The sequence below is a fragment of the Parabacteroides chongii genome (assembly GCF_029581355.1).
GTDB lineage: Bacteria > Bacteroidota > Bacteroidia > Bacteroidales > Tannerellaceae > Parabacteroides > Parabacteroides chongii.
Window position 1 is genome coordinate 986,865 of record NZ_CP120849.1, and the last position, 21,757, is coordinate 1,008,621.

Here is a 21,757-nt window from a genome sequence, read left to right on the forward strand (position 1 = left end):
GGATCCTCGCTTCCAGACCATTAAAGGAGATCATTTCGTTGCCACATTCGACAATGAAACGGGAACAATCTACAGCCTGAATTATGGAAACGAAACAATCATCGCCGACGGTAACGGTCCGAAGCTGGATGCTTTCCGTGCTTTTACCAACAACGACAACTGGTTCTACGGAAGCTGGTTTGAAAACGGACTGCACAATCTGAAGCATAAGGCTACCGCCGCTAAGGTACTTAACAGGAAAGACGGAGCCATCGTATTATTCTACACCGTAGAGTCCCAGGCTCCTAACGCAGCCAAGATACTGGGAGGAACTTCCAGCGGCAAGAATAGCGTGGAAGAGCTGACCGACAAAGTATTCAGCGACGACAACTTCAAATTCACTACCGACCAGGTATGGACGATCTATCGCGACGGCTCCATAGAGCTGCAGGCAAGCATCACATCCAACAATCCGAGTCTGGTTCTGCCTCGCCTGGGTTATGTCATGAGAGTTCCTCAACGCTATGAGAACTACACGTATTACGGACGGGGACCTGTTGAAAACTACGCTGACCGTAAAGTCGGACAGTTCATCGAAATGTATCAGTCGACCGTAGCCGACCAGTTCGTCAACTTCCCGAAACCGCAGGATATGGGTAATCACGAAAACGTACGCTGGTGTGCGCTGACCGACAAAGCCGGTAAAGGAGCTGTATTTGTGGCAACCGACCGTCTTTCGACTTCGGCATTACAATATTCCGCACTCGATCTGACATTGGCCGGACATCCTTACCAGCTGCCGAAAGCCGGTGACACGTATCTGCATCTCGACCTGGCTGTTACAGGCTTGGGTGGCAACAGTTGCGGACAGGGTGGTCCGTTGGTGCACGACCGCGTATTTGCCGGACAAAACAACATCGGTTTCATCATCCGACCGGCAGCACAAGACCTTTCTGCCGTTGCACAGGTTTCAGCCGCAGGTGATATTCCTTTCTCTATTACCCGCAGTCGTACAGGATTGGTAGAATTGTCGTCTATCGACAAAGATGCCGTTATCTGTTACACCATCGGTAAAGACAAGAAAGCGAAAGAATATACGGAAGCCATCCCAATGCGCGAAGGCGGGACGATCACAGCCTGGTTCAAGAATAATCCGGAGATCAAGTCCACAAAGACATTCAACAAGATGGAAAGCATACAGACGGAAGTTATCTATGCCAGCAGCGAAGAGGTAGACGGCGGCGATGCCAAGAACCTGGTAGACGGCGATCCGAACACGATCTGGCACAGTATGTATTCCGTTACCGTTGCCAAATATCCGCACTGGGTAGACCTGGATGCAGGCGAAGAAAAAGCTATCAAAGGCTTTATCTACATGCCCCGTCAGGACAGCAACAACGGTAACATCAAGGAATATTCCATCCAGGTCAGCAACGACGGCAAGAATTGGGGCGAACCTGTTTGCAAAGGTCAGTTCGAAAGAAACAGAGACGAGAAACGAGTTCTTTTCGACAAGCCGGTGAAAGGCCGTTATATCCGTTTCACTGCCCTGAGCTCACAGAATGGGCAAGATTTCGCAGCAGGGGCGGAACTTACGATTCTAAGTGAATAAGAGAAGAGAACGACTACTTTCCCTTATATATAAATAACGAAAGCCCCGACGGAATTTCCGCCGGGGCTTTGTTTTGCCTGCCGTCACCCTTCACAGGGGTCAGAACAGAATTTCCATCTGATTTAATGTTTAATTATAATTCGCTCAACAACAAATCAAGCTTGTTTCCATAGCTAATCATCAGCGATACAAGCTTGAATAAAGATTTGTTACGATTTGGAAAATCAGGAAAATCATGTTTTTTTGTAAAAAGGCTATATCAATGAGTAATATAAAAGGTAAAGTAGAATTTATAACGGCTATGATTGATGCATTCGCACAGCAGAATAGCCTGAATAAGCAGCAAGCTTACCGTTATATCCGCCGTTTTCGTGGAATTGATTTCTTGGTGCAACACTATGAGGCTATTCGTACGCTCGATTTTAAAGAGGCTCTTTCTTATCTGACACTTTATTGCCAACGCCAAGGAGGGGCTATCGCATGATACTTTATCTATGACAGATTTTGATTATATAGTTGAATCGGTTACGGCGGACTTAGTTGTTTTACTGATGGAACGCTTGGGGATGGATTTGCAAACCGCTTTGGATACGGTTTATACATCTGATACCTTCGTAAAATTATCCGACCCGACTACTGAGTTATATTATCAAAGCCCATATTATATTTATTCTTATCTCGAAACCGAAATAAAAACAGGGGCAATGGGATAAAAGTTAAATCTTCATCATCTCACTCAATAATCAGGTCAAACCATATGTATTCTTTCATATCGAACACGTTATACCATTCCTTCGGTGGCAATTTTGCATTGCGGACATCACAATAGCTGCCGCCCTGCCTTAACTCACCGTCAACCATAGTCTCATATAAAGCACCACTCGTATATCCGATAAGAGGGATTGTATCCTTAGAGAAATAGGGGACAGCAGGATATGTTTCCAGTAAGATACTATGTAAAACATCCTCCACTTCCACTCTTTCCTCTACTATTTTTTCCCCTTCAATAGTAAAACGTACTTCGTGTGCATGAAGCGGTTCGGCTCCAATACGAATCGACAACACCGTATCCTTGATTACAGAGGGCTCCTCATTTAATATTTTATAGGAAACAACCCCATCCCTGTAGTGTGCCATCCGAATTTTATACGACAACCCTTGTAATTCACCGGACAATTTTATTTTTTGAATACTTGCCGGAGATTCTGTCTCTTCATAATGAAGTTGAACAGGATACAATCGTTTATTTCCACAACTAATTATTAGCAAGAGTAAACAGGTTGATAAAAGAGTTATACAAAGTTTCCTCATAACCGCTTCCTTTTAATTATTCAATTTACCAATTGAGCAACTACCAATACTTGATTGTCATCTTCCATCAGATCCGGCAAGAGCTCTTTCAGAGAGCCTTTGGCTTCAGCAGGTTTTACTTTCTCCAAAAGGATAGCGGCAGAGGCAACGGCAATCATCTTATTTTTCGAAATAAAACGAGGGAAAATGGTACAGCCGCCTTCCATATCATCTGTAAAACCGTCCCATTGAGCTTTCGGGGAACGGACACGGCAAAGAGCTCCCTTTTCTTTGTCATACCAGGCAAAACGACGTTCATTTTCCTGGGCATACTCGATACCCATTCCATGATTTGTCTCCAGGATATTGAAGAAGTTGAATTTCTTATCGGCAGCTTTATTGGGAAGGTTGGTTCCCGTATTCGTTTTCTTGTCAACAACGATCACGGCATCATCTTCACCCGATAATTTTTCATATTGGGAAAGATCCAGTTTATATTCCGGTATCCTTTTTTTACCCTCCAAACGAAAAATCGTCGTCTCTAAAGGATTCTTATAATAAGTTTTTCCCTGATGGTCATAAAGAATACCGTAAGTAAAGATAATCCCCGGATAACGAACACCCTGTTCCGGTCTGAAGTGAAAGCTATACAGTTCCTTTCCTTTGGTGTTATATACGAACAGTTCTTTACCCCTTTTATCCTTCGTATACAAGTATTCATTGGTTACTCCAAACAGGTTACCGGCTTTATCCCTGTAAGTAGTCATCGATCCCCGTTGTGTATCGATGTCATACAAGTATTTGCCGTCAAAAGAATAAACCAGTACCTTTCCTTTTCTGAAATCAGACATAAATATCTGTTGTGCATCTTCATCATAAACGACAGCCATCACGGACTGCGTATATTCTCCCGGACCTTCTCCTGCCTTTCCTATCTTACGGACGAATTTACCTTCCGGGGTAAACTGGAACAGATTAACATAATCGCAGACAAACAGATAGTCACCGGCAAAAGTCACATCCATAATATCTTTACCCAACAATGATTCCGCAGTCGTTTCCAATGGGATGTATTTCACACCGGAGGCCACCTCACTCAATTTTATCTCTTTCTGCTTATTCACTCCATCCGCAAAAGCAATATTCTTTTGTGCCATAAGCGGCATATAGAATGCCAATACGAGCAACCAAACACCTGTGATCCTGATACTTTTTCCCATATTTGTACTGATTTAACGATTAATACTGTATGCTTTCCGTTCTGCCGTTCATTCCAGCTTAACGGCCTTTCCTTCAACGTTAACTTCCTTTGCCGAATCTCTTGCAGCTATTTCTTTCTTATGTTTTTTCTCGTAATCCTTCATAGCTGCTTTCATTTGTTCGCGCCGTTTCTTTTCCAATTCGGAAGGTTCGGGTAACTGGTTGATGAGGTTTTGCAGATCCGGCATGGACAACCGGCTTTTTTTACCGTCGGGAGCCAGCATGGTCAACTCCGTCATATTCCGGAAGAAAGCCTCTTTGTATAAGTCTTCCAAGAAATAACGGAAGCCGAACAGGTTCTCTTTCGGTTCCTTTCTCTTCATCAACTCTGTCATGTAAATATATTTGCTGAAAAGCGCTTTCTGTAACCGTTTCTCATCATCGAACATCTCCGAATCTCTTAGCCAGTAATGTTTGTTGATTTCATATAACAGGTTCAACTGTGTCGGATCTTTCTTCCAGGCTTCATAATAGACTTTTTCAGCTTCATTGAATCGGCCATCCCGCTCCAAAGCGCTTCCCCTGAAAGTAGCCAGCAAATTGACGAAAAACTTCTTCGGTTTCATACATTCTTCCGCCTGGTCGAATAATTCATATGCCCGCTGCCGGTCGTAAGTTTTACCTAATGTACCTCCATAAAGCAAAATCGTTTCCACATCAGTCGAATCGATTGCATAAGCCAGCTCCAAAGGTTCCACGGCATCCAATGCATGACCGGACATATAGCGGGAAGCACCGGCATATTTTAGATTGATAAAAGAAGAATCTCCTTCCGCCAACAGACTGCTGTAGACAGTGTCCGCTTTCAGGTATTTTTTCGTCATATACAAAGCCATCCCCTGGCTCTGCCGTATCTGTCGGTTATCGGGGTTATAGTACAAAGCGGTATCGCAGACCTGCAATGCTCCTTTCCCATCTCCCTGCCACAGTAACAGGTTGATCAAGGAAGAAGCGACACGGATATTCTCCGGATTGATCTCCATTGCACGGGCATATAACTCCAAAGCGATCAGCGTATTCATTCCTCCTTTTTTCATATGGCAATCGGCGAGACCTGCCAGGATGGTAGGATTATCGCTCTCAAACGTAGCCAGCGTACGATAGTGATCCATCGCCTTCCCGTAATCCCCTAACTGATAATACAGGCGTGCCAGTTGATTGTTCGCATAAAAGTTCAAACTATCCGCTTCCAGTACTTTCCCGTAGCAACGCTCCGCCTCCGCTATCTTTCCATAATTAATAGCGGCACGGGCAAGCGCATTCCATGCATCCATATTCGTCGTATCCATCGACAGGCAATGCTGAAAACAACGATATGCATCTTTATACCGAAACATACCCTCATAAGCCTGCCCGATGGCCGACATAGTTGCATAATTCGAAGAATCTGCCGCCGTCAGACTATCCGTGCGAGCAAGCACCTCCGGAAACTGTTTTCTGTTTACCAACTCCTGCAAAGAAAGCTCCTGAGACTGTAATGTAAAGACGTAAAAGGTAAGGATGAATAACATCGTACTCATCATTCTGATCAACTTCTGCATATCTGTTCTATTTAATTATTCTGATTTCTTTTCTGTCAGTTTCTGTTCCTCGTGTAATTTTCCTGCAGCCTTCATGCTCGCTTTAAAAGCTTCAGAGTTCTCGTCGAGAGGCTCCAGCTTAGGATTCGCAGCTTGCTTTCTCTGTTTGAAGTTGTCCTCCATCTGCTTTTGAAGTTTCTTTTCGAGTTCCGGAGTTTCCGGCAACTGATCGATGACAGACTTCAATTCGTCCACCGCCAACTTACTCCTCTTACCGTCGGGAGCGATCATAATCAGCTCATCCTTTTTCTTGAAGAAAGCATCTTCATACATATATTGCAACAAAGGACGATATACATGGAACCCTTTCAGCTTCTTTCCTGTCAGGATACATTCTTTCAGGAAAGTGACTTTGACAAATAAGGCACGATCACGTTCTTCTTCCGTGTCATAAGTCGGTCCCCAATTTGAGAACTTCTGTTCGATACGGAACAACAGATCCAAACGGTCTTTATTCGCCAACCATTCCTTATACAACAACCTTTCAGCTTCCCGCGAACGCCCGTCTTTCCATAAGGTCTCGGCACGGGAGGTCAACAACAAATTGACCAAAGCCTCATTCGGCTGCATCAACTGTTCAGCCTGGTCGAACAACTGGTAAGCACGTTTACGATCGTATGTCTTCCCCAAAGCGGCTCCCAACAACAAATTTGTTTCTACATCTGTCGTATCTTTCCGGTAAGCCCATTCCAACAAGTCGATCGCATCCATGGCACGTCCCGACAGATAACGCGAAGCACCACCATATTTCAAGGTAAGAAAAGAGGTATCGCCTTCCGCCAACAGATCCTGGTATAAGGTATCGGCTGTGGCATACTGCTTATTCATATAGAACCCCATCGCCTTGCTGCGACGCAGGGACTGATTGCCGGGATTATAAAACAAAGCCGTATCGCAAACAGCCAGACCGTCCAGTACGTTCGGGCCGCCCAACCGGTACAGACAATTGACCAGCGCACTTGCAAGGCCGGCATTTTCACGGTTCACATTATAGGCTTGATAATAACAGATCGTAGCTGCCGGTACGGAATTCATCTTCATATAACAATCGGCAATATTCCGGTAGATAACAGGATTTACCTTCGTCGTGTCCTGATCGCGTAAGACGTTGAACTGCAGGACAGCATTCTCATAATCACCGATCTGCGAATACAGACGCGCCAGTTGATAATTAGCATAAAAGTCCGTACTGTCCGCTTCCAAAACTTTCAGGAAACAATCTTTAGCTACCGATGCTTTTCCCAGATTCATCGCCACCCGGGCTACGGAAGTGAAAGCATCTGCGTTCGTCGTATCCATTTGCAGACAATACTGATAATACCGGTAAGCCTTATCATACTCCAAGATACCTTCGTAAGCCTGGCCGATAGCCGACATAGTAACATAATCGGCAGAATCTGCCGGAGTAAGGCTATCGGCCAGGGCAATCACTTCCGGAAATTTCTTCTTATTCACCAGTTCCTGAAGCGATACACTCTGTGCCTGCCCCATAAGGGACAGGACACTGAGAAGAAGCAAAACAATATATTTGTGCATCATCCGCTCGTATGTATTAAATGATTACTGCAATCTGAACGTCACAGGAGTCGTATATTTTACTTTTACAGCCTTTCCGCGCTGCATGCCCGGAATCCATTTAGGCATCTGACCTATTACACGTAAAGCCTCTTTGTCAAGAGCGGGATCGACCCCCTGGATCACTTCCGCATCACTGACACTTCCATCCGGATTGATAATGAATGAACAAACAACACGTCCTTGTATGCCGTTTTGCTGAGCACTCACCGGATACTGTACTGTATTTGCGATAAAACGAGTGAGAGCTGCATCTCCGCCCGGATACTGCGGCATCTTCTCTACCATTACAAACACCTGATCGGAAACTGTAGTCTCCTTTTGCTCGCCATAACCGACAACAACTATTTCATTCTCGGCATCTTTTCCCTGCAACTCTTGTTTTTCTTGCTTGTTTCCTCCGGAATCAGGGGCATCCTTTCCTTGCAAACGGAAAGTGACCGGTACGGTATATTTAACAGCCACATCTTGTCCCCGTTGCTTTCCGGGCGTCCATTTCGGCATTGTAGAAAGTACCCTGATAGCTTCTTTATCGAGCGACGGATCTACACCACGAATCACTTCTATATCCGTCACCGAACCATCTTTCTCTACAATAAAAGAAGCCGTCACACGTCCCTGGATTCCATTTTCCTGGGCGATTACCGGATATTTAACGGTTTTTGCCAGAAATTGCAATAGAGCTTCTTGTCCACCCGGAAACTCCGGCATAACTTCTACTACCGTAAATACCTGGTCCGTTGATGTTCTAGGCTTAGGAGAGGCAGCAGGAGCAGTTCCCGTAGTCGGTTGCGTTCTTTGTATGCTTCCGTCCGGATACAGCTGTACTTTCAGGTTACCCAACACATCCTTTACCGCAACCTCTTTCGGTTTCATTCCAGGGAAAGAAAAACTAAGAACGGCATCTTTTGTTGTTTCAAGAGTAAAGTTACCTTTGGTATCGGTAATCGTACCGACATTGGTTCCTTTGATTATCACTGACGCACCGATAACCGGTCCGTTAAAATCATCGATTACCTGACCTGTCACTTTCACATTATCCCCTTGAGTGATCATCACCTCGGTAGCTTCCTTTACATCGGCAACAGCATCGGCTGCTATTTCCTTTGTAATACGGGCTACTGCCTCGATGTTGCTCAGCAGCATCAGGAATACTGCCAAAGGAATGAATATCAGGTATTTTGTTCTTCCGATCCCGTGGGATCTCTTTTTGTTCATCATACTAATTCTGTTTTTTAGATGTAATACATTAAAACTATTATATAATGTTGCTGCAGCCTGATAATGATGGGCAAGTCCCAGTAGATGGTACTGATAGCTCTTGCAGTCGTATCCGGATTGGATAACGGTATTGTCTGCCAGATATTCCAGGTTATGGCGCACCTCGCGTTTCAAAAGCCACGCAAAAGGGTTCACCCAACATACGACAGTAATCAGCTCGCAAATCATCACGTCTATCGAATGCCATTGGAATACATGGGTACATTCGTGTGTAAGTATTTCATCTATCTCTTTCTCCGAATGGCTTTCCGGATGTATGAATATCATTTGGAAGAACGAAAAGGGTCCGGCGGGTTTATCGAGCCGATAAACCAGGACACCATGAATAAGAGTCCGTTTACTACGGTATGCCAACAGCAGGATGCTGGTCAACTGCACAAAGAAACGGACTAGTAAAAGGGCCACGACACTCCAGTAAATATACGAACTTGCGGAAAGCATCACGGCTTTCCAGTCTGTCTTAACGACCGTTTCGGGGGTGATGGTAACTTCCGGCATCATCGCCGAATACATCATGATCACTTCCGTCATTGGTTCCTGTTCTTTCACCCACTCCTGAATATTCAGCAACGGATAAAGCAATGCGAGGCCAAAGAAAGCAAGGAGGGAGACCCGACGCAACTTAAAGAACGTGTCCTTGTAAAAGAGCAGACGGTAGAAGGCATAAAAGAGTACAAAGGCTACATTCACCTTCAAAAAGTAGGCAAATTCCGGTGTCATGGTAATAAGGTGTTTATAAGGTTTATTCTTTTCCTTTTTCTATCAGATCGATGATATCTTTCAGGTCATCAGCCGAAATCTTCTGATCTTTGGCAAAGAAAGAGACCATTTCCTTGTACGAGTTCTCAAAGTAATTACGAACTACTCCGCTCATAAAAGTACGTTTGTATTCACTTTCCGGGATCAACGGAGTGTATTCATACGTATTTCCATAACGTTTGTTCTTCACATACTTCTTTCGTTCCAAATTCTTTACAATAGAAGCAAGCGTTGTATAAGGGGGTTTCGGATCTGCATATTTCGCCAGTATCTCTTTTACGAAACAAGGACCAATCTGCCAAATCAAGCGCATTACCTCTTCTTCCTGCATTGTCAATTTTTCCATGATTCTTATCAATTTACGATTGTATCGCAAATCTACGAATAATTCGTATAATTGCAACAGAAAAGGCGTTAATAAGTATTAAATACACTATAATCTCTTTTTTACTCCGAATGACAAAACCTATCTTCCCTGCTTCAGCAAGAATATAAAGTTCAGTACCCTATTCTACCCATCACTGTGGGAATCTTTCCCCATTGGGATGGGGGAAAGAACCCACAAAGAAGGGGAAAACTCCCCACTTAGATGGGGATAATTCCCCACAACTATGAAAATAGTGGGGAAAGCGCACACTATGATGAGGGCGCACCTTTTTTTATTTTATTTTGTCTCGTTCTCTTCTTTCCACTTTTTCCGCATCTTCATACGTTTGACCTGCAGATAGCGCAGTAGGAAGATAACGAACAGGGAAACTCCCAGGACCGAAAAATACTGTACCCAATCCGGATCCGGCTGTTTTCCGGGCCATCCCCATACACACATAACAAACAGGTAGACAAGCAGAACGCCGGTTGTAATATTAATTCTCTTCATAACGGATTCTTTTTTTTACTTTTCAACAGGCAAAGATACAAGATAGTTTATTTTATCATTGGGCCAGAACGCATTTGTGTTGGGCACGATAACCACCAGCTTCAATAATCAGTATATACAAACCGCCCCGAAGAGGTAATGATTGCACAGACGAACCTTGCGGTACCGGACAGGAATATACAAGTTGTCCCGTGACATCGACCACTTTCAGTTTCCCGACAGACGAAAATCCACTCAGATAGAGCACATTACCTTTTAAAATACTCGTCTCGTTTTCTTTTCTTATTTTTAACAGCTGAGTTTTAACATTTATCGGCTCCGTCAGTTCAGAACGCAAAGGATAACCGGATTTTAGCAACACTGCCTTTGCGGTAGACGGTTCATTCGTAACAGTCAGTTCAGTTGTGGCACTCGCTTTAACGAAAAAGGCAGCCAAGGGGGGAAGTTCATAATTGCTGCCTATTGCATAAGGGGCATAGTTCTTTCCATCATATAGATAAATGTTTCCGTCGAGTGCCGGATCAGGCTGTATCTGAGACAGTTTTAATGAAGCGGGCAAAGGGTTACCACAAAGATACCAACCACTGTTATCATCACCTGCATCCATAGACGAAGCGACATTGACAGGAATGGAAACCGCCTTTCCGAAATCCTCAGGTATATTTTCTCCCTCAACGGAAAAGGTTAATGTATTATCAGAAGCTGCCGCATCCAATGCGACTAAATAACCTTTTCCTCTTTCAAAAACAAGGGGGTTATCTGAAGAAACAGGAATAGAGAAGACCTCCCAGTTTCCTGTCGGTGTTTGAGTAGAGGACCGCTTATCACCATTGTACATTTGTACATAGAAGTAATTGCCGTTACCTGTAAATTGCTCATCCTTCAATTGGAAGCGGTTATCGATCTCCTTCAGATAGACATCGAAAGGGAAAGAGAGGAAATACCATTTAGCTTTTTCGGGGAAAGTATGCTGAAGGCTTACACTCTCTTTTACAGATAGTTTGCCTTGCACTGTCAGTGAGAAGTCAGTAGCTGTCGGTCGATTGTCAGTGCTATGCAGGAAGAGGTTATTCACGATGAAATGGCCGTTTTCTGTGATAGTCAAGTTACCACCGTTACCTAGCGATGCAGTTTGGCACTCAATGAAAGAGTTGATAGTTGCTGTTCCGGAGATGAGCGCACAGCGACGACGTAAAGGGGGAAGATTCGACCAACAAATCGCATCATTCCAATTTCCTTTTCCTGAGAAGAAAGAATATTCTGGAATTTGACCATGGACAGAAAAACTATTTACCAGATAAACCCCATCTTTAGAGCCAACAGCGGGCTTTTCAGCATACAACTCAAGAGAAGAAGGAGACCCTTCTATTTGAAAAACTTTATAATTAAACCAATTGTCCTCCTTATCAGGTTTAACCTTCGGAGCATATAACACTTTTGTCAGCTCCCCTTCTTCTGTTAAATAACGGGCAGATAAATCCGCTCCATCGACCAGCTTGTCACCGGCACAACGAAACCTGATCACAACATCTTTATATCCCTCAGTAGAGAAGGAAGTAAAAGAGACAGTTCCACCTAAAGGTATCTGAAGTGTAGTTGTACCATCCGGCAAAACCGTTTCTCCATTCGTTACATATTCCCAGTTATCTTCGGGATGCTGTCGAAATGTTTGCCGCCTAATCGTATCGACAACCAACGCATTCCCGCTTCCTTTCACGAAATCACCCCATGCAGACGGATTAGACACTTGTGCCCGGACAGGCACTAAAATTGCCAGAATGGCTGTTCCGGCAAAGATGCGCCGAAACATACGTAAATGTTTCTTTTTCATAGCTAAACTATTTTGATCGTTATTATGTTTGCAAATATAAAGAAATAATTGAAATGATTATCTTTGCTGCATGAAAGAATTTATCATATCAGAAGCAAAAACTGAAAAAGCTGTGCTCGTCGGTTTAATTACCCCCGAGCAAAACGAACAGAAAGTAAAAGAATATCTGGACGAACTGGCATTCCTTGCCGATACGGCCGGAGCAGATGCTGTCAAAAAGTTTTATCAGAAACTAGATTATCCGAATCCCGTCACATTTGTCGGTACCGGTAAATTACAGGAGATCAAAGAATACGTGGTCGAGAATGAAATCGGACTGGTTATCTTCGACGACGAACTCTCACCGAAGCAGCTTCGTAATATTGAAAAAGAACTCCAGGTGAAAATACTCGACCGTACCAGCCTGATACTCGACATATTCGCCAGCCGTGCCCAAACAGCCCATGCAAAAACGCAGGTCGAACTGGCACAATATAAATACATGCTTCCGCGCCTGACCCGCTTGTGGACCCACCTGGAACGCCAGCGTGGTGGTGTTGGTATGCGCGGACCGGGTGAAACCCAGCTGGAAACCGACAAACGTATCATCCTGGATAAGATTGCCAAGCTGAAACGCGACCTGGTGGATATCGACAAACAGAAAAGTGTACAGCGAAAGAATCGTGGCAAGATGGTCCGTGTCGCACTGGTGGGCTATACCAACGTCGGTAAATCCACGTTGATGAACCAACTGAGCAAAAGCGATGTGTTTGCCGAAAACAAATTGTTCGCCACGCTCGACACCACTGTCAGAAAAGTAATCGTTGAAAACCTGCCGTTCCTGTTGTCAGACACGGTCGGTTTTATCCGCAAATTACCTACCGAACTGGTGGAATCGTTTAAATCAACACTCGACGAGGTGCGCGAAGCCGATCTACTGGTCCATGTAGTGGATATTTCCCATCCGACTTTTGAAGAACAGATCGAAGTCGTAAACAAGACACTAGCGGAAATCGACAAAACGGAGAAGCCGATGATCATGGTATTCAACAAAGTCGACGCATTCACCTTCACTCCCAAAGAAGAAGATGACCTGACACCACGAACACGGGAGAATATCGACCTCGACGAACTGAAACGTACCTGGATGAATAAGCTACAGGACAACTGTATCTTTATCTCAGCCAAAGAACGCACCAACATAGATGCGCTGAAAGCATTATTATACGAACGGGTTAAACAGATACATATCACCCGCTTCCCCTACAACGATTTCCTCTTCCAGCAGTACGACGAGGAATAGGCAAGAAGATTATTAATAAGTTGACCAATGGAAAAAATCAGAAACCTGCGGCCGGAAGAGATTGCGCTCCTGCAATCTCAGGGCTGCCATGCAGAAAACTGGGAAAATGTTATAGTCCCTGTTGCTTTCGGTACACAGTATATTCATAACGTACATTTCTCCGGCACTGTCGTCCTCGGTATTTTTGAAAAGAAATTCACTCTGCCGGGCGGGATCAGGAAGCATAGCGGTCTAAAAAATGCGACCTTGCATAACTGCATGCTGGGTGATAATGTGTTGATCGAGAATACACACAATTATATCGCGAACTACCGCATCAAGGACAATTGTTTTATAGAAAATGTCAATGTGATTGTAGTTGACGGAGAAAGTTCCTTCGGTAATAATATACCGGTTTCGGTACTGAACGAGACGGGAGGACGAGAGGTCCCTATCTACGACTGGCTTTCAGCACCGATGGCTTATGTGATCGCACTTTACCGCCACCGCCCGAAACTGATCGAACGATTGCAGGAACTGATTGCCGGTTATACTAAAAGCGTCACTTCCGACCACGGTACAATCGGAGAGAACACTCGGATAATCAACACCGGAACAATCCGGAATGTCAATATAGGCAAGCATGCGACCTTGGAAAATTGTACACGCCTGGAAAACGGGACGGTGAATAGTAACGAAGAAGCCCCTGTATATATCGGCGACAGTGTGATCGCCCAGGATTTTATCATCTCATCAGGTGCCGTGATTGCCGATGCGGCGAAGATCATCCGCTGTTTTATCGGGCAGGCATGCCACGTAACACATAACTTTTCGGCTCACGATTCCCTGTTGTTCAGTAACTGTTCCTTTGAAAACGGGGAAGCCTGCGCCATCTTCGCCGGCCCGTTCACCGTTTCCATGCATAAAAGCAGCCTGCTGATCGCCGGTATGTATTCATTCCTGAACGCCGGAAGCGGTTCGAACCAAAGCAACCATATGTACAAACTCGGTCCGATCCATCAGGGTATCGTGGAAAGAGGCTCCAAAACAACCAGCGATTCATATATTCTTTGGCCGGCACGCATCGGAGCATTCTCCCTGGTTATGGGACGACATCACCATCATAGCGACACCTCCGACATGCCTTTCTCTTATCTGATAGAGAAAGATGACGAGACTTATCTGGTGCCGGGCGTAAACCTGCGGAGTGTCGGTACGATCCGTGATGCCCAAAAATGGCCGAAGCGCGATAAACGCACCGATCCGAACCAGCTGGATATGATTAACTACAATCTGTTAAGCCCATATACGATCCGGAAGATGCTAAAGGCTGTCGATATCCTGACAAACCTGCAAACGCTTGTCGGAGAGACTTCGGAAATATATTATTATCAAAATACCCGCATCAAAGGTTCTTCTCTGCAAAATGCACTGAAGTTCTATAGAATGGCTATCAACAAGTTTTTAGGAAATTCGCTTATCAAACGTCTGGAAGGAACTCCCTTCCGCGACATCGAAGAAGTCCGCAGGCAACTGGTCCCTACTACTGCCGAAGGGACTGGCGAATGGGTCGACCTTTCCGGATTGATCCTTCCCAAAGATCAACTGGACAGTTTGATCGAGCATATCGAGAGCGGTGAAATAAACTCCCTGGAGAGGGCGGAGGCTTTCTTCCATCTTATGCACCGCTCATACTATGACATGGAATGGACATGGGCTTACCAAAAGATAGAAGAATACTACGGCATTAGCCTCAGCAAGATTACCGCCGATAAGATCATCGAACTGGTCGAAATATGGAAATCATCCGTTATCGGTTTGGACGAACTCCTTTATAAAGATGCTAAAAAAGAATTTTCCCTCACCTCAATGACCGGCTTCGGTGTAGACGGCACCCGCAAAGAAAAAGAAGAGGATTTCGAAATCGTACGCGGAGCATTCGAGCAAAACCCGTTCGTCACAGCCGTGAAAGAACATATCAGCACCAAACGGGCACTAGGAGACGAGCTGATCGAAAGGATAAACCGCATCCGTAACCCGGAAGAAGAAAAGTAAAAGACATCATTCCCGGCGATGGCTCCGGGGATGATGTTCCAGTATTTCTTTGCGCAGAAACTGGCGGTCGATATGGGTATATATTTCCGTTGTCGTTATCTTTTCATGTCCCAGCATATCCTGGATGGCACGGAGATTGGCGCCACCTTCCAGCAGATGGGTGGCAAAAGAATGCCTGAATGTATGGGGACTGACATTTTTATGGACACCTGCCATCTCTGTCTGTTGTTTGATAATATGAAAGACCATGATGCGGGAAAGAGCCGTTCCCCGGCGGCTCAGAAACAGAATATCTTCAAACCCTTTCTTCACTACCATCAAGTTACGATCCAACAGATAGTTCTTTATCTCACGGATAGCCGTATCGGAGATCGGAACCAGCCGTTGTTTACTGCCTTTTCCTTCCACCCGGATAAATCCTTCATCGAAATAAACATCCGAATAACGCAAAGTGATCAACTCTGAAACACGCAGACCGCAACTGTATAATACCTCCAGCATCGCCCGGTTACGCTGTCCTTCCGGCAGAGAAAGATCGATGGAGTCCAATATATTATTTATTTCATTGACTGTCAACACTTCGGGAAGTTTCAATCCAATCTTCGGCGACTCCAACAATTCCGTCGGGTCAACTGTTATATACTCGTCCAGTAGCATGAAGCGGTAAAACGACTTTATACCGGAGATAATCCGGGCCTGCGAACGCGGGTGTATGCCGATGTCGCGCAACTGGGCAACGAACTGCTGTAAATCCTGATAAGTAATGTCGGTATACTCTTTCCCCTCATTTTCTATAAAGCGGGTCAGTTTATCCAGATCAGTCAGGTAAGCATCTATCGAGTTGGCAGATAGAGACTTTTCCAGCCGGAGCCAGGTCTTATACTTGCTGATTATATCTTTTCCTTGTTGCATTGTACACAGGTCATTATGTATGTGTCAAATAAAATCACTACCTTTGCCGGATATTTTTCAGCCCGTACCAGGTGGTGCAAAGGTAATAAAGTTACAGCAAATGAAGAAGATTCAGATTATTAATGGTCCTAATCTTAACCTGTTGGGCAAACGTGAGCCAACAGTATATGGTAATGCTTCTTTCGAAGGATATTTGGACGAGTTACGTGCCCGATACCCGCAATGCGAAATAGCTTACTTTCAGAGTAATATAGAAGGTGAAATGATTAACAAGATCCACGAAGTGGGTTTTGAATACGATGGTATTATAATGAATGCGGGAGCATATACACATACATCCATCGCATTGCACGATGCCATAAAATCAGTGACTACTCCGGTAATAGAAGTACACATCTCGAATGTACATGCACGCGAATCGTTCCGTCATGTATCGATGATATCGGCAGCCTGCAAAGGAGTGATCCTGGGATTCGGACTAGATTCATACCGTTTGGCGCTCGAAGCGCTTATACAATTCGAAAAAGGTAAATAATAGGTTATAATATTTAAGGTATATGTTAAAGCATACGAAGATTGTTGCTACAATTTCTGATCAACGTTGTGATGTGGAGTTCGTCCGCTCATTATACAACGCAGGAATGAATGTTGTGCGCCTGAATACGGCCCACATGATGGAAGAAGGTTTGAACCGTGTTGTTACAAATGTACGCGAAGTGTCTGACCGCATCGGTATATTGATGGACACCAAAGGGCCGGAAGTCCGTACTACAACGGCCAGCGAGCCAATACCTTTCACTACCGGCGAAACCGTTAAGATCATGGGCGACCCGGATAAAGAGACTACGCATGATTGTATATATGTTTCATACAGGAATTTTGTCGGAGACTTGACGGTCGGCAGCGATGTGCTGATCGACGATGGCGACCTGGAGCTGAAGGTGATCGAGAAACATGACGACTACCTGGTCTGCGAAGTGGAAAATGACGCTACACTGGGAAGCCGCAAGAGCGTGAATGTGCCCGGTGTACGTATCAACCTCCCTTCCTTGACAGACAAAGACCGTAAGAATATCCTTTGGGCTATCGAGAACGACCTCGATTTCATCGCACATTCTTTCGTAAGAAACAAACAGGACGTATTGGATATCCAACACATTTTGGACGAACATAAAAGCCCGATCAAGATCATTGCCAAGATCGAGAATCAGGAAGGCGTCGACAACATCGACGAGATCCTGGAAGTAGCTTACGGTATCATGATCGCCCGTGGCGACCTGGGTATCGAAGTGCCGGCAGAAAAGATTCCGGGAATCCAGCGCGTATTGATCCGCAAATGTGTGGAAGTGAAAAAACCTGTGATCGTTGCGACCCAAATGCTTCACTCCATGATCAAGAACCCACGTCCTACCCGTGCGGAAGTAACTGATATCGCCAACGCCATCTATTATCGCACAGATGCGTTGATGCTTAGCGGCGAAACAGCTTACGGTAAATATCCGTTGGAGGCAGTACAGACAATGACTAAAGTTGCCCGCGAAGCAGAAAAGACCAAACTGGCAGCAAATGATATCCGTGTCCCTATCGAAGGAAATGACCTGGATGTTACTTCATTCCTGGCAAAACAAGCTGTAAAATCATCCAACAAATTACATGTAAAGGCAATCATCACTGACAGCCACACCGGACGTACAGCACGTTACCTGGCAGCTTTCCGTGGCACATCTACTGTATTTGCTATCTGCTACAACTCACGCGTAACCCGCATGCTTTCTTTATCATACGGCGTATGGGCAGTTTATCAGCCGTGGGATGACAGCCGCCGCGGATATTTCTACAGTGCACTGAACGAACTGATCAAGAGCGGACGTATCACACGTAACGACATGGTTGCTTACCTGAGCGGTAGCTTCGGCGAAGGCGGCGGTACAACATTCCTCGAAATCAATAACGTAGGAAAAGTACTGGACGCAGGAAGTAAATATTCCCTCCCGACCTTCAAAGAATAAATAAAATAAAACCGAAAAAGGTGTAGCAAATGACATTAGACGAATACATTCTCTCTCATAGCGACGAAGAAGGCGCATTGTTATCCGCCCTGAACCGGGATGCCAATGTGAATTTGCTGCGTCCGCGTATGTTGTCCGGACATCTGCAGGGACGTATACTGAAAATGTTTTGCCGCATGCTTCGCCCCCATCGTGTACTGGAGATCGGTACCTATACGGGCTATGCCACACTTTGTATGGCAGAAGGAACCGAAGATGACGCTTTGATCCACACGCTGGAGATCAACGACGAGATGGAAGATTTCATCATGAAATACCTCTCCCGCTCTCCTCATAAGGCTAAAATAAGATTGCACATCGGTGATGCTATGGAGATCATACCGGAACTGGACGAGACATTCGACCTGGTATTTATCGATGCCGACAAACGTTTGTACTCCGATTATTATGACCTGGTATTTCCCAAAGTCCGCCCGGGCGGACTGATTCTCGCCGATAATACCCTGTGGGATGGGAAAGTTTTGGAAAAACCTCACCCGTCGGATAAACAAACCATCGGGATACTTAGTTTTAATGATAAAATAAAGGAAGACCCACGGGTGGAGAAAGTGATCCTTCCGCTTCGAGACGGTCTGACAATGATATGGAAAAAATAAATTGAGAACGATATGGAAAGTACAAGACTGAATAAGATAGGTCGTCTGATTCAGAAAGAATTAGGCGATATTTTCCAGAAACAGACCCAGGCAATGCCGGGTACATTGATTTCTGTTAGTGCCGTGCGTGTCAGTCCCGACCTGGGCGTAGCCAAAGCTTATCTGAGCATATTCCCTTCTGAAAAAGGCCAGGAACTGCTTGAAGCGATCCGCACGAATACCAAAGCGATCCGATTCGAACTGGGTAAACGTATAGGAAAACAGGTCCGCATCATTCCGGAACTGAGTTTCTTCATCGACGATTCGCTGGATTATATTGAAAACATCGACAAACTGTTGCAGAAATAAGAAAATCAAGCTTTGAATCTTCCGTTTTATATAGCCCGGCGGTACCTCTTTTCGAAGAAATCCCACAATGCCATCAACATAATTTCGATGGTATGTGTTTGCGGCGTGGTCGTTGCAACGATTGCAGTCGTTTGTGCACTGTCGGTCTATAACGGATTCAACGACCTGGTAGCAGGTATGTTCAGCAGTTTCGATCCGGAACTGAAGATCAGTCCGCGTACCGGCAAGGTTTTCGATCCGACTACAGCCGAATTTCAGAAAGTAAAACAGTTACCGGATATTGCCTGGTTCGGAGAAGTCCTCCAGGACAATGCCCTGGTTCGCTATCACGACCGCCAGGACATCGCCGTCATCAAAGGAGTCGATGAAAACTTCAGCCATCTGACACTGATCGACAGCATACTGATAGACGGCAGTTTCATACTGAAAGATGAAGTCGCCGATTATGCGACATTAGGTGTCGGACTGTCTGCCAAACTGGGTGCCAAACCGGGATTTGCTTCACCTTTGGAGATATATGTTCCCAAACGGGATGAAAAGGTTAATCTATCCAATCCGGCATCTTCTTTTAACCAGGAATATGCTTACATAGGCGGCGTGTTCCTGATCAACCAACAGGTATATGACGAAGGGTATATGATACTCCCTATTTCACTGGTGCGCCAATTGCTCAAATATGACAAGGAGGTCAGCTCCATCGAACTGAAACTTGCAGACGGTGTAGATATCTCTTCGGCTAAGAAACAGATAAAAGCGCTTTTAGGCGACCGGTTCATTGTACAGGATCGCTATGAACAGCAGGAAGCCTCCTTTAAGATGATGCAGGTAGAAAAATGGATGACCTTTCTGATCCTTTCATTTATCCTGGCAATTGCCTTATTTAATGTGGTAGGTTCCCTGTCCATGCTGATGATCGAGAAAAAAGACGACGTACGTACCCTGCAGAATATGGGAGCCGACGATAAACTGGTCCGTCGTATCTTTTTATTTGAAGGCTGGATGATATCCGGTTTCGGGGCAGTGATAGGAATTGTGATCGGTCTGGTATTATGTCTCCTGCAACAACATTTCGGATTTATCAAACTGGGACAGACAGCAGGTGCTTTTGTCATCGATGCTTATCCCGTACGGGTCGTATTCACCGATCTTCTCGTTGCGTTTATTACGGTAGCGGCCATCGGGTTAATGGCCGCCTGGTATCCCGTACATTATTTGGGAAAGAAATGGTTTAATTAAATTCTTTCCCGAATTTTATCTGCGCATCCGCCACAAACTGCTTGATACGCTGTTCGTCATCTTTCTTACAAATAAGCAATACATTGCCTGATTCAGCGACGATACAGTCTTCTACACCTTGAATGACAGCCAGTCTTTTTGAATTACCTACGGCAATCACATTCCCTGAACTTTCATAAAGCAGCGCATTACTATTCTTCAATACTGCATTATTATTTTCATCTTTCGGTGCCAGCTCGAACAACGATCCCCAGGTACCCAGGTCAGCCCAACCGAAATCAGTACACAGCATATACACATTATCCGCCTTTTCCATGATACCATAATCGATAGATATCTTCAGGCAATAAGGGAAATTTTCACGGATAAATTCACGTTCGTTCTCAGTATTGAATTTGTCTTTCCCCAAATCAAAACGAACGGCAATATCCGGAAGATATTTGGCAAACGCATCCAGTATGGCATTTACATTCCACAGGAACAGACCTGAGTTCCAAAAAAACTCGCCGCTTTCATAAAAGACCTTCGCCAATTCCAGGTTCGGCTTCTCCGTAAAGGTTTTTACTTTGGTAAATTCGCCCAGCATAGAATCACTACTCTGAATATAACCATAACCTGTTTCCGGACGACTCGGCTTGATACCTAATGTTACCAGTGCATTATTATTCTTCACAAAATCCAATCCTTTCTGAACATCTTTCAGAAAAACATCTTCTTTCAGAATCAGATGATCGGAAGGAGCGACAACGATATTGGCATTCGGATTGCATGCTTTTATATGGTAAGCAGCGTAAGCAATACAGGGAGCTGTATTTCTACGTGCCGGCTCCAGCAGGATCTGGTCTTCCCTCAATTCGGGTAATTGTTCTTTGATCAGGTCGGCGTAAGCTTCATTCGTTACAATAAAAATATTTTCAATCGGAATAATCTTGGAAAAACGATCGAAAGTCATTTGCAACAGGGAACGGCCAGTTCCAAAGAAATCAAGAAATTGTTTTGGATAACTTTCTCTGCTAAAAGGCCAGAAGCGACTGCCAATCCCTCCACCCATGATAACGCAATAATTATCTTTCATGATATACAGGTTGTTTTTAATTATACTCTTACAAAGTTAACGAAATAATCCGGGATTTATTCTCATATAAAGTATTATTAGATTTTTCTCAAAGAATATTTGAAAAAAATACCCCGAATGCTTGCATGTATGAAAATTATGCGTACCTTTGCAACGCATTA

Annotated in this window: 19 protein-coding genes and 1 pseudogene; 10 read left to right on the forward strand and 10 right to left on the reverse strand. The window is 44.7% G+C overall.

Annotated features, from left to right (window positions below; translation table 11 throughout):
* Positions 1-10 precede the first annotated feature (10 nt).
* The 3 genes and pseudogenes from P3L47_RS23885 to P3L47_RS04035 form a co-directional block, all read left to right on the forward strand.
* Positions 11-1,591 (forward strand): annotated as a pseudogene (locus P3L47_RS23885) (beta-galactosidase small subunit-related protein); the annotation flags it as partial.
* Positions 1,592-1,853: 262 nt separating this feature from the next.
* Positions 1,854-2,075 (forward strand): DUF3791 domain-containing protein, encoded by a 222-nt coding sequence (locus tag P3L47_RS04030; protein WP_277782756.1) that lies wholly within the window; start codon positions 1,854-1,856, stop codon positions 2,073-2,075.
* A 10-nt stretch (positions 2,076-2,085) separates the two neighbouring features.
* Complete coding sequence (locus P3L47_RS04035) at positions 2,086-2,304, forward strand: hypothetical protein (RefSeq protein WP_122361319.1); 219 nt, start codon at positions 2,086-2,088, stop codon at positions 2,302-2,304.
* A 19-nt stretch (positions 2,305-2,323) separates the two neighbouring features.
* On the opposite strand, the gene P3L47_RS04040 is transcribed toward P3L47_RS04035, so the two are convergent.
* The 8 genes from P3L47_RS04040 to P3L47_RS04075 form a co-directional block, all read right to left on the reverse strand.
* Positions 2,324-2,728 carry a hypothetical protein gene (locus P3L47_RS04040; protein WP_277782757.1) on the reverse strand — a complete coding sequence of 135 codons (405 nt, stop codon included), beginning with the start codon at positions 2,726-2,728 and terminating at the stop codon, positions 2,324-2,326.
* Between the two features lie 194 nt (positions 2,729-2,922).
* Entirely contained in the window at positions 2,923-4,101 is a 1,179-nt protein-coding gene (locus tag P3L47_RS04045) for a 6-bladed beta-propeller (RefSeq protein WP_277782758.1), read from the reverse strand.
* 48 nt (positions 4,102-4,149) lie between these two features.
* Positions 4,150-5,682: a tetratricopeptide repeat protein gene (locus P3L47_RS04050; protein WP_277782759.1), complete on the reverse strand. Its 1,533-nt coding sequence runs from the start codon at positions 5,680-5,682 to the stop codon at positions 4,150-4,152.
* A 15-nt stretch (positions 5,683-5,697) separates the two neighbouring features.
* On the reverse strand, positions 5,698-7,260 hold the full coding sequence (locus P3L47_RS04055; protein WP_277782760.1) for a tetratricopeptide repeat protein: 1,563 nt from the start codon (positions 7,258-7,260) through the stop codon (positions 5,698-5,700).
* A gap of 21 nt (positions 7,261-7,281) precedes the next feature.
* Positions 7,282-9,297 (reverse strand): M56 family metallopeptidase, encoded by a 2,016-nt coding sequence (locus P3L47_RS04060; protein ID WP_277782761.1) that lies wholly within the window; start codon positions 9,295-9,297, stop codon positions 7,282-7,284.
* 22 nt (positions 9,298-9,319) lie between these two features.
* Entirely contained in the window at positions 9,320-9,682 is a 363-nt protein-coding gene (locus tag P3L47_RS04065; RefSeq protein WP_122361324.1) for a BlaI/MecI/CopY family transcriptional regulator, read from the reverse strand.
* A gap of 318 nt (positions 9,683-10,000) precedes the next feature.
* A complete protein-coding gene (locus tag P3L47_RS04070; RefSeq protein WP_277782762.1) occupies positions 10,001-10,213 on the reverse strand; it encodes a hypothetical protein in 213 nt (70 codons plus the stop codon).
* Between the two features lie 55 nt (positions 10,214-10,268).
* A complete protein-coding gene (locus P3L47_RS04075) occupies positions 10,269-12,044 on the reverse strand; it encodes a T9SS type A sorting domain-containing protein (protein WP_277782763.1) in 1,776 nt (591 codons plus the stop codon).
* A gap of 70 nt (positions 12,045-12,114) precedes the next feature.
* Between P3L47_RS04075 and hflX the strand changes: the two genes are divergently transcribed.
* The gene (hflX, locus tag P3L47_RS04080) at positions 12,115-13,326 is read left to right on the forward strand and encodes a GTPase HflX (RefSeq protein WP_277782764.1); all 1,212 of its coding nucleotides are present in this window, start codon (positions 12,115-12,117) and stop codon (positions 13,324-13,326) included.
* Between the two features lie 27 nt (positions 13,327-13,353).
* Entirely contained in the window at positions 13,354-15,360 is a 2,007-nt protein-coding gene (locus tag P3L47_RS04085) for a DUF4954 family protein (RefSeq protein ID WP_277782765.1), read from the forward strand.
* Positions 15,361-15,366: 6 nt separating this feature from the next.
* Here P3L47_RS04085 and xerD read toward each other — a convergent pair whose 3' ends face one another.
* Complete coding sequence (gene xerD / locus P3L47_RS04090; protein ID WP_122361329.1) at positions 15,367-16,272, reverse strand: site-specific tyrosine recombinase XerD; 906 nt, start codon at positions 16,270-16,272, stop codon at positions 15,367-15,369.
* A 100-nt stretch (positions 16,273-16,372) separates the two neighbouring features.
* On the opposite strand from xerD, the gene aroQ reads away from it, so the two are divergent.
* The 5 genes from aroQ to P3L47_RS04115 are packed head-to-tail and all read left to right on the forward strand — an operon-like array spanning position 16,373 to position 20,521.
* Complete coding sequence (gene aroQ, locus P3L47_RS04095) at positions 16,373-16,807, forward strand: type II 3-dehydroquinate dehydratase (protein ID WP_122361454.1); 435 nt, start codon at positions 16,373-16,375, stop codon at positions 16,805-16,807.
* A gap of 22 nt (positions 16,808-16,829) precedes the next feature.
* The gene (gene pyk / locus P3L47_RS04100; protein ID WP_122361330.1) at positions 16,830-18,281 is read left to right on the forward strand and encodes a pyruvate kinase; all 1,452 of its coding nucleotides are present in this window, start codon (positions 16,830-16,832) and stop codon (positions 18,279-18,281) included.
* Positions 18,282-18,310: 29 nt separating this feature from the next.
* Entirely contained in the window at positions 18,311-18,937 is a 627-nt protein-coding gene (locus P3L47_RS04105; protein WP_122361331.1) for an O-methyltransferase, read from the forward strand.
* Positions 18,938-18,949: 12 nt separating this feature from the next.
* On the forward strand, positions 18,950-19,285 hold the full coding sequence (gene rbfA, locus P3L47_RS04110) for a 30S ribosome-binding factor RbfA (protein ID WP_122361332.1): 336 nt from the start codon (positions 18,950-18,952) through the stop codon (positions 19,283-19,285).
* A 12-nt stretch (positions 19,286-19,297) separates the two neighbouring features.
* Positions 19,298-20,521 (forward strand): ABC transporter permease, encoded by a 1,224-nt coding sequence (locus tag P3L47_RS04115; RefSeq protein WP_277782766.1) that lies wholly within the window; start codon positions 19,298-19,300, stop codon positions 20,519-20,521.
* On the opposite strand, the gene P3L47_RS04120 is transcribed toward P3L47_RS04115, so the two are convergent.
* Positions 20,514-21,596: a mannose-1-phosphate guanylyltransferase gene (locus P3L47_RS04120; RefSeq protein ID WP_122361334.1), complete on the reverse strand. Its 1,083-nt coding sequence runs from the start codon at positions 21,594-21,596 to the stop codon at positions 20,514-20,516. The two genes, P3L47_RS04115 and P3L47_RS04120, sit on opposite strands and share 8 nt — an antisense overlap.
* Between the last annotated feature and the right edge of the window lie 161 nt (positions 21,597-21,757).

Bases quoted from the DNA above. Each gene is read 5' to 3' on its own strand.
- P3L47_RS04075 (WP_277782763.1), bottom strand. From the start codon at position 12,044: ATGAAAAAGAAACATTTACGTATGTTTCGGCGCATCTTTGCCGGAACA.
- P3L47_RS04035 (WP_122361319.1), top strand. From the start codon at position 2,086: ATGACAGATTTTGATTATATAGTTGAATCGGTTACGGCGGACTTAGTT.
- rbfA (WP_122361332.1), top strand. From the start codon at position 18,950: ATGGAAAGTACAAGACTGAATAAGATAGGTCGTCTGATTCAGAAAGAA.
- P3L47_RS04050 (WP_277782759.1), bottom strand. From the start codon at position 5,682: ATGCAGAAGTTGATCAGAATGATGAGTACGATGTTATTCATCCTTACC.
- P3L47_RS04065 (WP_122361324.1), bottom strand. From the start codon at position 9,682: ATGGAAAAATTGACAATGCAGGAAGAAGAGGTAATGCGCTTGATTTGG.
- P3L47_RS04060 (WP_277782761.1), bottom strand. From the start codon at position 9,297: ATGACACCGGAATTTGCCTACTTTTTGAAGGTGAATGTAGCCTTTGTA.
- P3L47_RS04085 (WP_277782765.1), top strand. From the start codon at position 13,354: ATGGAAAAAATCAGAAACCTGCGGCCGGAAGAGATTGCGCTCCTGCAA.
- P3L47_RS04040 (WP_277782757.1), bottom strand. From the start codon at position 2,728: ATGGCACACTACAGGGATGGGGTTGTTTCCTATAAAATATTAAATGAG.
- P3L47_RS04120 (WP_122361334.1), bottom strand. From the start codon at position 21,596: ATGAAAGATAATTATTGCGTTATCATGGGTGGAGGGATTGGCAGTCGC.
- P3L47_RS04045 (WP_277782758.1), bottom strand. From the start codon at position 4,101: ATGGGAAAAAGTATCAGGATCACAGGTGTTTGGTTGCTCGTATTGGCA.
- P3L47_RS04105 (WP_122361331.1), top strand. From the start codon at position 18,311: ATGACATTAGACGAATACATTCTCTCTCATAGCGACGAAGAAGGCGCA.
- aroQ (WP_122361454.1), top strand. From the start codon at position 16,373: ATGAAGAAGATTCAGATTATTAATGGTCCTAATCTTAACCTGTTGGGC.
- P3L47_RS04055 (WP_277782760.1), bottom strand. From the start codon at position 7,260: ATGATGCACAAATATATTGTTTTGCTTCTTCTCAGTGTCCTGTCCCTT.
- xerD (WP_122361329.1), bottom strand. From the start codon at position 16,272: ATGCAACAAGGAAAAGATATAATCAGCAAGTATAAGACCTGGCTCCGG.
- hflX (WP_277782764.1), top strand. From the start codon at position 12,115: ATGAAAGAATTTATCATATCAGAAGCAAAAACTGAAAAAGCTGTGCTC.
- P3L47_RS04030 (WP_277782756.1), top strand. From the start codon at position 1,854: ATGAGTAATATAAAAGGTAAAGTAGAATTTATAACGGCTATGATTGAT.
- P3L47_RS04070 (WP_277782762.1), bottom strand. From the start codon at position 10,213: ATGAAGAGAATTAATATTACAACCGGCGTTCTGCTTGTCTACCTGTTT.
- pyk (WP_122361330.1), top strand. From the start codon at position 16,830: ATGTTAAAGCATACGAAGATTGTTGCTACAATTTCTGATCAACGTTGT.